The organism is Cryobacterium sp. Sr8 (assembly GCF_004403225.1).
Classification (GTDB): domain Bacteria; phylum Actinomycetota; class Actinomycetes; order Actinomycetales; family Microbacteriaceae; genus Cryobacterium; species Cryobacterium psychrotolerans.
The window spans coordinates 1-9,833 of sequence record NZ_SOHO01000056.1 but is presented as its reverse complement, the minus strand read 5'-3'; the positions used below and the strand labels follow the sequence as shown (position 1 = coordinate 9,833).

The 9,833-nt window shown below is 63.0% G+C and carries 8 protein-coding genes; 2 read left to right on the top strand and 6 right to left on the bottom strand.

Annotated features, from left to right (window positions below; genetic code table 11):
- Positions 1-198: 198 nt before the first annotated feature.
- The 6 genes from E3T54_RS11805 to E3T54_RS11780 all read right to left on the bottom strand — a co-directional run bounded on the left by E3T54_RS11805 (position 199) and on the right by E3T54_RS11780 (position 6,330).
- A complete protein-coding gene (locus E3T54_RS11805; protein WP_198414482.1) occupies positions 199-1,224 on the bottom strand; it encodes an ABC transporter permease in 1,026 nt (341 codons plus the stop codon).
- A complete protein-coding gene (locus E3T54_RS11800; protein ID WP_134475849.1) occupies positions 1,221-2,780 on the bottom strand; it encodes a sugar ABC transporter ATP-binding protein in 1,560 nt (519 codons plus the stop codon). Before E3T54_RS11800 ends, E3T54_RS11805 begins: the two co-directional genes overlap by 4 nt.
- Before the next feature lie 50 nt (positions 2,781-2,830).
- Positions 2,831-3,817 (bottom strand): sugar ABC transporter substrate-binding protein, encoded by a 987-nt coding sequence (locus tag E3T54_RS11795; protein WP_134475848.1) that lies wholly within the window; start codon positions 3,815-3,817, stop codon positions 2,831-2,833.
- A gap of 80 nt (positions 3,818-3,897) precedes the next feature.
- Entirely contained in the window at positions 3,898-4,767 is an 870-nt protein-coding gene (locus E3T54_RS11790) for an MBL fold metallo-hydrolase (protein ID WP_166804907.1), read from the bottom strand.
- A 155-nt stretch (positions 4,768-4,922) separates the two neighbouring features.
- Positions 4,923-5,924 (bottom strand): LacI family DNA-binding transcriptional regulator, encoded by a 1,002-nt coding sequence (locus E3T54_RS11785; protein WP_134475846.1) that lies wholly within the window; start codon positions 5,922-5,924, stop codon positions 4,923-4,925.
- Positions 5,908-6,330: an RbsD/FucU family protein gene (locus tag E3T54_RS11780; RefSeq protein ID WP_134475845.1), complete on the bottom strand. Its 423-nt coding sequence runs from the start codon at positions 6,328-6,330 to the stop codon at positions 5,908-5,910. Before E3T54_RS11780 ends, E3T54_RS11785 begins: the two co-directional genes overlap by 17 nt.
- A 287-nt stretch (positions 6,331-6,617) precedes the next feature.
- Here E3T54_RS11780 and E3T54_RS11775 point away from each other — a divergent pair, with 287 nt between their 5' ends.
- Positions 6,618-8,129 carry a fucose isomerase gene (locus E3T54_RS11775; RefSeq protein ID WP_241977192.1) on the top strand — a complete coding sequence of 504 codons (1,512 nt, stop codon included), beginning with the start codon at positions 6,618-6,620 and terminating at the stop codon, positions 8,127-8,129.
- Positions 8,129-9,604, top strand: coding sequence for an FGGY-family carbohydrate kinase (locus E3T54_RS11770; protein WP_134475843.1), 1,476 nt, complete (start codon positions 8,129-8,131; stop codon positions 9,602-9,604). Before E3T54_RS11775 ends, E3T54_RS11770 begins: the two co-directional genes overlap by 1 nt.
- Positions 9,605-9,833: the final 229 nt, after the last annotated feature.

The following is a 9,833-nucleotide window of genomic DNA, read 5'->3' as shown; positions in this document are numbered from 1 at the left end:
GAGGAACTCGTCCGGGCCCTACTGGCGCGCGACCCCGTACTCTCCGAGCAAGTCGCCCGCGCGCGCGTCTTCGATGGCCTGGAAAAAGTCCTCAACCGGATCCGCTGAATGCGCCGCGCCCCGGGTGATGTCGCACATCCAGCCCGGTCGCGCACGGGGTTACGTCTCTATCTTCACCGCCTTCACTGCGCTCCTCGGTCAAGCCTTCGAATATCTGCGGGCGAGCGTCGACAGGGCGACGGCGAGAACCAGAATTCCACCCTTGAAGACGAACTGCCAAAAGGTTGGTGTGCCCATCAGGCTCAGCCCGTTGAATCCGACGTTGACGACCAGCACGCCGACGAGGGTGCCGATGATGTGAAAATCACCGTCACGCAGCGTGGCAGCGCCCAGGAAGACTGCGGCGAAAGAGTCCAGCAGGTAACCGTCCCCGGCGCTCACCGTTCCGCTCCCCAGCAATGAGGCCAGTAGTATTCCCGCTGTGGCGGCGCAGACACCGGCGATAATGAAAGCCGTGATCTTGGCGCGGTCGGTACGGAGGCCAGCCAGGTGGGCGGCGTTCTTGTTCGCGCCCACCGCTTGCATGCGCTGGCCGGGCGGCGTGCGGTTCAGAATGACCCACAGCACGGCCAGAATGGCGATCATTATCCAAATGGGGTTCTGGATTGTGAGGAAACGGCCGAGCGTGATGTTGGTAAAGGCCGTCGGCACCGAGATGATCGGCGAGCCGGCGGTATAGCCGTAGGCAAGGCCGATGAGCACGGTCCCGACGCCGAGTGTCGCAACGACAGCATTGACACCTACCTTGGTGACGAGCAGCCCGTTGACGGTTCCGATGAGTGCACCGATCAACAGGGTGGCCAGAATGGCGATCGGCAACGGAAGCCCCTGGTTGGCCATGAACCCGGTGACCAGGATCCCGGCCAGGCTCGCCGCGTAGCCGATACTGAGATCCATCTCGCCGACCACGAGGACGAGGGTTAACCCGCTGGCGATGATTGCGGTGAGGGCAGACTGATTGACGATGGCCAGAAGATTGTTGCTGCTCAGGAAAGCGCCGTTCGGGACGCCGAGGCCGAAGATGAGAATCATCACGGCCATGGCGATGAGGGTGCCATATTTGGAGACGATGGTCAGCGCCAGACGCCGTCCGCGACCTCCGTGGGGCTTACCTTGGCGGGGTAGCCCGGTCCCAGGCCTCAATGCGATAGTTTCGGTGCTCACGCCGCCGAGTCCTTTCCTTCATCCCTGGCAAAGCTCAGGGAGATTATTTGGTCTTCCGTGATTGCGGTTCCGGTCAGTTCGCCGGTGATCTTGCCTTCAGCCAGCACGACGACGCGATCGCACAGCGCCACAAGCTCTTCGTTGTCGCTCGATATCGCCAGGATCGCTGTCCCGCTGTCCGCGAGTTCCCGGATGACCCGGTGAACTTCAGCGCGAGCCCCGACGTCGACGCCTCGGGACGGCTCGTCGAGAATGAGGAGCCTGGGTTTGTCGAGCAGCCACCGTGCGATGACGACCTTCTGCTGGTTGCCTCCGGAGAGAGAGCTGACGAGCGCTTCGACGTCGCTGGCTTTCACCGTGACGAGATCGGCGACCTTTTGCGCCCGCTGACGGGCGCGCCGGAGGCTGAGGAACGGAAAGAGAGCGGAGGGCGTCAGCGAATCCAGTTTGGCGATGTTGATGTTGAAATCGATCGATCGTTCCAGGAAGAGCGCCTCGGAGCGCCTCTCCTCCGGGACCAGACCGATGCCCGCTGCGACCGCGTCCGCGGGTTGGCGGAACGCGGTTCTCTTGCCTTCGAGCATGACCTCTCCCGCGCTCTTGGGAAGCGCCCCATAGATCATCTTGGCCAATTCGGTGCGCCCGGACCCGACCAGGCCTCCCAGCCCCAGAATCTCTCCGGCGTGCACGGTCAGCGAGACGTCTCGCAACAGGTCAGCGTCAGAGACTCCGCGAACTTCAAGAATTGCGCGCCCATGGTCTCGCGGCTCGTGGCCGCGCTCAAGAATGACCAGATCGCGGCCGACGATCGCTCGAATCAGTTCGGCTTTGGTGGTGCGTTCTCCGACCACCCGCTTGGTGACGGCGCCGTCCTTGAAAACGGTGATGTCGTCACACAGATCTGACACCTCGTCGAGGCGATGGGAAACGAACACGACGGCGGTGCCGGTCGACACCAATTCCCGCACAATCTGGTGGAGCCTAGTCGTCTCCTCAACCGAAAGGGACGCAGTTGGCTCGTCCATCGCGATCAGACGTGCGTCCCGCATGAGCGCCCTGCCGATGAGCACCAGCCATTTGTCCGCGGTACTGAGGCTGTCGACGTTGGTGGTGAGGGAGAATCGAATGCCCAGTCGAGAAGCGACCTGTTTCGCTCGAATCCGGGTGGGCCGCCAGTCGATCACGCCGAGCCTCGTAGCGGGGGGGATGCCGAGCGCCATATTGCGCAGGACATCCCACCCGGGGATCAGACTCATTTCCTGATGGATGAAAGCCAGACCCAGCGATGCCGCATCATCAGGGGTTGCGATCGTCACCGCCTGTCCATCGACTTCGATCGTTCCGCTGTCGGGCCGACCGATTCCGGCCAGCGCCCTGATGAGGGTCGACTTGCCGGCGCCGTTGGCTCCAATGAGACCGTGAACGACTCCCGCGCGGATGTCGAACGATACCTCCTTGAGCGCAGCGACGCCGCCGAAGGACTTGCTTACATCGGTGATTCTGACCAGGGGCCGCAGCTCCTGCGGCCCGCGTGGCCTGATGTCTTCAAGCACCATCGGCTTTTCACTCCTTCTTTCTTGTGCGACGCTACCAAGCAGGCGTCGGGCTACTTGAGTGCTTCCGGGTGGTCCTTCACGAACGCGTCAACGGTGTCGGCCGTGACCAGAATGCCGTCAACATTGATCGTCTTCTGCTTCCAGCTTTTGCCGGCCGCGATCGCCTCAAGGGTGGTATCGAACATGGCCTTGCCTTCCGCAGCCCCGTCCTCGTAGACCGTCGCCGTCAGGCTTCCATCCTGCACCGCTTTAATGGCCGTGCTCGATCCGTTGATGCCGTAGGTCAGCACATCGGTACGACCGGCCTGCTTCAATGCGGAGATTGCACCGAGCGTCGGGTCTTCCCAGCATCCCCAGATTGCAAGGTTGCCTTCGCCCGCAGGGTGACCGGCCAGCCAGGCGGTTGCGTAACGGGCTCCATCCTGAAGGAATCCGGGAATGGTCACTTCCTCTTTCTGAACGGTCACGTTTGGCTGCTTGCTGACGATCTCATCGAAGAGCGTCTCTCGAGCCCGGCAGACCTCACCCGTGCGGTAGGTGAGGGCGAGGACCGCACCTTCGTTGTCAATGTCGCTCAGCAACTGCTCGGTGGCCGGCTTGGCAAACGGCGCGCCGTCTCCAGTGGTCATGACGACGCCATCGGTGAGGCCGCCACCCCAGCTGGCGACCGGAATACCTGCAGACCTGGCGGCGTTCATACCAGCGCCGAGTGACGTGACCGGGAAGACGAGGTCGAAGATCATTCCAGCTTTTTTGCTGACGAAGTTCGTGATGGCCGAGTTGGCGGTGTCGGCGTTGCCTGCCGCGTCCACGACTTCCACTTTCCATCCTGCGGCCTTGGCTGCAGCCGTCGCACCGGCGATGACGCGGGCGTTGTTGGCGTCGCTCGCGGTAATGGTGACGATGCCGAGCAGCTTGTTTACGTCGCCGCCGGATGCTGCAGGGGTGGCCTCGTCAGCCGGCGTGCTGCAGGCAGCCGTGCCGACCATGAGGGCGGCGGCGATGGCCGCGGCAAAAACGACTTTGTTCTTACGCATTGTGATCTCCTTCTAGAGGTCCTGTGACGGGTTGTTTTGGTGGTGCGGGGAGCGGTGGTGAGTTCGGAGAAGACGTGGGTTTATGAGCGGGGGAGAATACGGGACTCGACGCCTGGGGCAAGGAGGAGTTCGGCCACAGAGAGGTTGTCGTCATACCGACGGGACGGATGGCGCTTGAACGTCTCCGATTCGTGCACGATGACGAGCCGGTTGGTATCACCGGCGAGCCGCACCATCTCGTCAATCAGGCGCAAACCGGCCCAGCCGCTGCCGCCGCCGAAGCCGATGTTGACGTACTCGCCGGACTGGTTGATGCCCTCGGCATTTTCGTAGCTGTACATTGCGTCACCGGTGACGACCCAGTTGCGGCCCTCATGGTCGGTGACGACGACATACTGACCACCCTGGGTGTGTGTGTCCCAGGCTGCACGAATGGAGAGGCCGGGCAAGAAGTCATCGACCGCGCCGTCCAGGAGCCTCAGCCTCCCGGTCCTGGCCAGTTCCTCAAGAACATCGATGTCGGCGGGGTCGAGGGCGCCGATGATCGAGTCATACAGGGGCGAGGCGTTGAGCGCTTCCCTGGACGTCTCCAACTCGCGCCGCTGCATATAGAAAGTGGCGTTGGGAAACCATCGCGTGGCGCCGGCGTGGTCGTAGTGGGCGTGAGTCAGAATCACGATGTCAATGTCTTCCGGACGAACCCCGACCTTCGCCAGCACAGCGTCAGGCGTCTGGTAATCGACGATGTCGTTTGAGTCGTTCAGCTCCTTGTTGCCGGAGGTGTTATCGTGCCCGATGTCGATCAGAATCCGGTGCCCGCCACCCTCGACGTAGGCATAGCTGTAGGCGAAGAGCCGGGTGCCCGCGTTCCACTCACCGTAGAAGACACAACCGAGGGGCTGGGCCAGGCAGTGAGAGTATTCCAGCATCCAGAGCGAGTATGACGTCATGGGCTCTTTGCCACTCCTCATCGAGTTGTCGGACGCTGGGCGTCGCGGACGGATCTTGGTAATCGATTACTCAGGAAACTCCAATGAACTGAAGTAATCGATTTCTGGAGCCTAATAGGTGGACCGGTGGGTGTCAAGCGACATGCCCGACGTACCTATCGCATCCCCCAGGACCGTTGCGAACTCTCCCGGACGATAAGCGTCGTGGAGAGCGTGAGTTGACGCCTTTCAGCCGGGGCCGTACCGCGAATCCGCTCCATGAGCAGTTGTGCCGCCTGAGCCCCGATGTCGTAGGCAGGCTGCGCGACGACAGACATAGGCGGACTGATGAACGGGGCCCACGGCGCGTCGTCGAAGGTGATGATGCCGATGTCACGGCCGATGCGGAGTCTGCGTCGTCTGAGCTCATCGAGGACGCCCAGCGTCATTTGGGCGTTCGCGACAAAAAAGGCGTCCGGCGCGACCTCCAGGTCCAACAGCTCACTGGCGGCGCGAGCCCCGCCGTGCTGCCTAAACGGTGCGTGCACGAAGAGCTCATCGAGGTTGCCGTGCTGTCGCACCGCCTCAAGGTAGCCCTGCAACCGTTCCTGCGCCGTCGCAGCTTCCTCGGGTCCGGTGATACATGCCGGCCGCGTCCACCCGGCGTCGAGGAGGTGGTTGGTCGCGGACTCAGCTCCCTCCCTGGAGTGCACCATGACGGAGTCGACCGGCTCGTTCAAGGGACGGTCGATAACAACCAGAGGGATGTTGGCTCCGCGCAGGCGCGACACATCACTGCCCGCCATGTGCGGGGACAGGATGACGCCGGCGACCTGTTCCTGCTCGGCAACGCGTAGGTAGGTTGCCTCCTTGGCCGAGTCCTCATCAGCGTTGCAGAGAAGCACAGAGTAACCGGAGCGTTGAGCCACGTCTTCAACGCCCCGAGTGATCGCGGTGAAGAACGGGTTGCTCACGTCGCTGATGATCAGCGCAATCACGTCGCTGGACTGACGGCGCAAGCTTCTGGCGATACCGTTCGGACGATACCCCAGCTTCGCGGCGGCGGCTCGGACCCTGTCCGCGTACTCCGGGTTCACATTCGGATGGTCGTTGAGCGCTCGGGAAACCGTAGCGACTGAAACGCCTGCCTCGCGCGCCACATCACTGATTTTCGCCATCAGTCACCACGCCCTTTCGCAGAATCACATTGCCATACGGCCGCAGTTCGCCAGTCGCGACAATGAGAACGGATTCCCGCGCGCGCTCGTAGAACTCGAAGCGGGTGATCGCCTCTGCACGAACAGCACCCGTTCTTCCGGTGGCCCGGACGAGCTCGGCGTGAATGTCCGGGGGGCCGGCCGGGGCCGACATCAGGCTGATCGGCTCGTCGGGATCGATGGGAAATACCGTAGCGATAGCCCTGACGGCCTCGATCGCGGTTGCCCCTGGCAGGTCGATGACGGGGGGCCCGAGCCGGCGAGCCGGGAAATTGGCATCCGCAATGACGAGCATGTCGCCGTGGCCCATCTCGTCCAATCGGGCCAGGAGGCTACCCCGCAGAAGTGGATCCACTCCGATGAGCATTTGACCTCCCTGTCCGCGCGGGCACGGTCGTCCGCTGCTGGATGATTTCCATCATATCGGGAAACGATTACCGAACGTTCTTGCGCCAAGACTTGACCGAGTAATCGATTTCTGAAATTGTTTGTAGAGCGACGACGAAGGAGTCCCCCATGACCCAGTACCATCTGCCGACCACGACCACGCGCGGACGAGTCGAGGCCAAAACCGCCTATCTCATCTCCAGCGGGGACCTGCGCCACTCGGCGAACATCGCCGGCTGGCCGACTCAGGCGGCCCTCGAGGAGGCAGTGACGGCCGTTTTCACGGGATTCGGCTGGACTGTCGTGCGCGCCAACCCGGTGGATCCGAAGACCGGACACGGTTTCATCTCCAGTCAGCGCATGGGCCTGGAGGTTTTCAAGAACATTCCCACTGATGCGCCGCTCATTGTGGCCGAGGCGGTCTGGCAATACAGCCACCATATTCTCGCCGGGCTTCGGACCCATGGTGGCGACATTCTCACCCTGGCTAACTTCGCCGGCGACTGGCCAGGTCTTGTCGGCCTGCTCGGACTCAATGCGGGACTGACCAAGATGGGGAGGCCCTACTCGACGATCTGGAGTGAAGACTTCACTGACGATTGGTTTGTCGAGGGCATCAAGTCCTGGATTGAGACCGGCCGCATTGACCATGACGCCTCGCACGTCAAGGATCTCGTCGAGCTTCCCGGCGGTGCCGAGAGGGATCTCGGCGGAGCGATCGCGCACCAGCTTCTGACTGACAAGGCCATCATTGGTGTTTTCGATGAGGGCTGCATGGGAATGTACAACGCGATCATCGATGACGAGCTACTCAACAAACTCGGAATCTACAAGGAGCGCCTCTCCCAGAGCGCTCTCTACGCCGAGATGCTCACGGTTCCGGATGAGGAAGCACGGGCGGTTCGGGAGTGGCTTGACGCCAAGGGCATGACCTTCAAAACCGGCACTGACGATGCCACCGAACTCACCGACGCCCAACTGCACGAACAGTTCAAGATGTATATCGCCGCCCTGCGCATCAGCGACGATTTCGGGCTGGATGCCGTTGGTATCCAGTACCAACAGGGCCTCAAAGACCTCACCCCCGCCTCCGACCTCGCCGAGGGCCTGCTCAACAATGTGGATCGCCCGCCGGTGCTCAGCCGGGATGGCTCCCGGATCCTCTGGGACGGCGAAGCCCTTCCTCATTTCAATGAGGCCGACGAAGGCGTCGCGGTCGACGCGCTCATCACCAACCGGGTGTGGACGGCAATGGACCTTGACCCGGCCACAACCCTGCACGACGTGCGCTGGGGCGAAGACTACGACGATGAATTCGTGTGGGTGTACGAGATCTCGGGATCTGTCCCTCCCTCCCATTTCGAGGGTGGCTACGCGGGCGCCACCAGCTGGCGCCAGTCCCCCGTCTATTTTCCGGCTGGCGGCGGAACCATCAAGGGCGTGTCGAAGCCCGGCGAGATCGTCTGGTCGCGCGTCTACGTCGCCCCCGACGGGCTGCACGTCGATATGGGCCGGGCGTCGTCAATCGCGCTCCCCACGGAGGAGACCGAACGCCGCTGGCAGGCGACGAACCCTGAATGGCCCATCATGCACGTCGTCCTGCACGGCATCTCCCGCAACCAGTTCATGGCGCGCCACAAGGCCAACCACGCCCAGGTCGCCTACGCGCCCGATGCCGCAACCGCGGACCGGGCGCTGATTGCCAAGGCAGCGGTCTTCGACGCACTGGGTGTGCAGGTCCACTTCTGCGGCGACGTCAATCTCAGCGCCTCCGCATGATGCCGGCCGTTCTCGGCGTCGATATCGGAACGTCGAGCAGCAAGGGAATCCTGGTCTCACTAGACGGGAGCATTATCGGCGTCGCTGTCCGCGGGCATGAGGTCGACCGCCCGGGACCTGGCCGGGTGGAGATGGATGCCGATCTCTGGTGGCGCGAATTCGCCGACTTGTCCCGGGAACTGCTGGCAAGGCATCCCGTCACCCTCGTCGGTGTCGGGGTCAGTGGGATGGGCCCGTGCGTTGCATTGGCCGACGCCGACGGACATGCTGTGCGCCCGGCAATCCTCTACGGCGTCGACACCCGGGCCGTCGCGCAGATCGAGCGCCTCACCATGCAACTCGGTCAGGCAGCCATCGTGGATCGCTGCGGTTCAGCCTTGTCGACGCAATCCGTCGGCCCGAAACTGGCTTGGCTCGCCGAGAATGAGCCGGCGGTCACCGACCGGGCCAGGCTGCTGTTCATGCCGAGTTCCTGGTTGGCCTTCCACCTCACCGGCGCGTACATACTGGACCACCAGTCCGCGAGCCAGTGCACCCCGATGTATGACACTGTCGCCCAGGATTGGTATGAACCGTGGGCTGGACTCGTAGCGCCCGGGCTCGAACTTCCTCGACTCGTCTGGCCCGGGGAGGTAGTCGGTCGCGTATCAGCGGCGGCTTCCGCCGTGACGACGATTCCCGAGGGGGTGCCGGTCATTGCAGGAACCATTGATGCCTGGTCTGAGGCGATCAGCGTCGGAGCCCAGCACCCGGGCGACTTGATGCTGATGTACGGCACCACGATGTTCCTGATCAATACGGTCGAGGAACAGATCAGTTCCGCCACCCTGTGGGGCACAGTCGGCGCGCTGCCCGGCACGCGCAACCTCGCCGGCGGGATGGCGACGTCGGGCGCGATCACGCAGTGGTTGCGCGACCTGGTCGGTTCGCCGGATTACGCCACATTGATCGCCGAAGCCGACGCAGCGGGAGCCGGAGCCCGCGGGTTGCTCATGCTCCCATATTTCGCCGGTGAACGAACCCCGATTGCCGACCCCCGCGCCCGGGGAATCATCGCTGGACTCACGCTGGAGCACACCAGAGGAGACCTGTATCGGGCGACCCTCGAAGCGACCGCCTTCGGCGTACGGCACAACATAGAGGCGCTGCGCATGGCAGGCGGCCGCATCGATCGCGCCGTGGCGGTGGGCGGCGGGACTCAGGGCGGCCTGTGGACCCAAATCGTGAGTGACATCACCGGGATTGCCCAGGAAATTCCTTCCGTGACGATTGGCGCGAGCTTCGGCGCCGCGTTCCTTGCGGCTTCCGCGTCGACGTCGGTCATGATCGAAAGGTGGAATCCGATTTCGCACGTAGTCGAGCCGAGGGCGGAGCATGCGGGCCGCTACGACGATCTCTACGCCATCTACCGCGACCTGTACACGTCGACCGCAGACCTGATGCATCGGCTGGAAGAGCTCTCCAGGGAGTCCTAGAAGAATTCCACGGTGAGTCAGCGATACCGCGTACCAGGAATTGCACACGGATCTGTGGCGGCAGGACTTCCCAGCTACCTCCGCCTCGCTCGAATGTGCAATGGTGCGCGGTTCGGGCGACGATTCAAAGCTCAAGTCGTGGGCATTTGGTGGAGCACAACGACGCCTTCCACGAAGCGATCATCGCCGCGGCCCGCAACCAATTGCTTGCCGAGCAGATTCACCGCAA